An 863-nucleotide genomic window follows, 5' to 3' on the forward strand; every position below is an offset into this window, starting at 1 on the left:
ATTCAATACCGTCGGAGGCACAGCTGGTGCTGCCCTTGGAGTCGGACGCGGCATGGGGCCCGCTGCGGGCCCTCAGGATCTGATGCAACGTCAGCAGCAAGGAACAGGCGGATGGAATTACGGGGCTCATACGCAACTCTCACCCCAAAGCAGCAGATATGTTGATGCAGCTGACAGAGCTGACTCCTCTTGGAAAATGGTGTCGCAAAGGCAATCTCAAACCATGAATTCCCAGCCTGATGAAATCCGCACAGTCTCACAAAGCCAACGGGGGATAAACACGCATCTTTCAGGTGCTGCTCGTGAGACAAATAGCTTGCCTACCCATGCTGCCTTGCCCAATTCGTTCGCTCAGTCCTCCGCTCCCATCTCTTCGTTGAATGCGCCAGCATCTGAAGCTCGCAACATATCCTCTTCTGCAAGTTCCCTGAGGGCTGATACCGATATCCGGTCCTCGATTGAGGCTTCTCCACGGCAGACCGGCCCTGTTTCCTCCCAAGACAACGCCATATCCCCTACCGATCGGTATGTCTCAACTACTTCTTCTGAAGCGGATGCACGCCCTCATCCCTACAGCATTGGGCTCAACAGTCCCTTTCGGCAAACCTGACCACAGACTGGAGAAAATCATGCAAAAACATCCATGGACGCACATTGAAATTGCCACCTCAATAGCAGCAATTATTTTAATAAATTTCCCCACCCATGCGAATGCTCAATATGGAAACCCATGGATGGGTCAAGCCATCAATCAAAATATCATGCGTGGGAAAGAGGCTGCATCCGAGTATGAAAGACAGAACAAGCAGCAGGCATGGCAAGCCAAGGAAAACGCCATTCAGGCACAGATCGAGAGATACCGA

General features: G+C 52.0%; 1 protein-coding gene. It reads left to right on the forward strand.

The genetic code is table 11. From position 1 onward, the window contains the following. Positions 1-629 precede the first annotated feature (629 nt). Positions 630-863: hypothetical protein (locus ACP2WS_RS11280; protein ID WP_426460854.1), on the forward strand; the 234-nt coding region annotated here is incomplete at its 3' end.

The organism is Brachymonas moutaii (nom. illeg.), from assembly GCF_049977365.1.
Classification (GTDB): Bacteria; Pseudomonadota; Gammaproteobacteria; order Burkholderiales; family Burkholderiaceae_C; genus Brachymonas.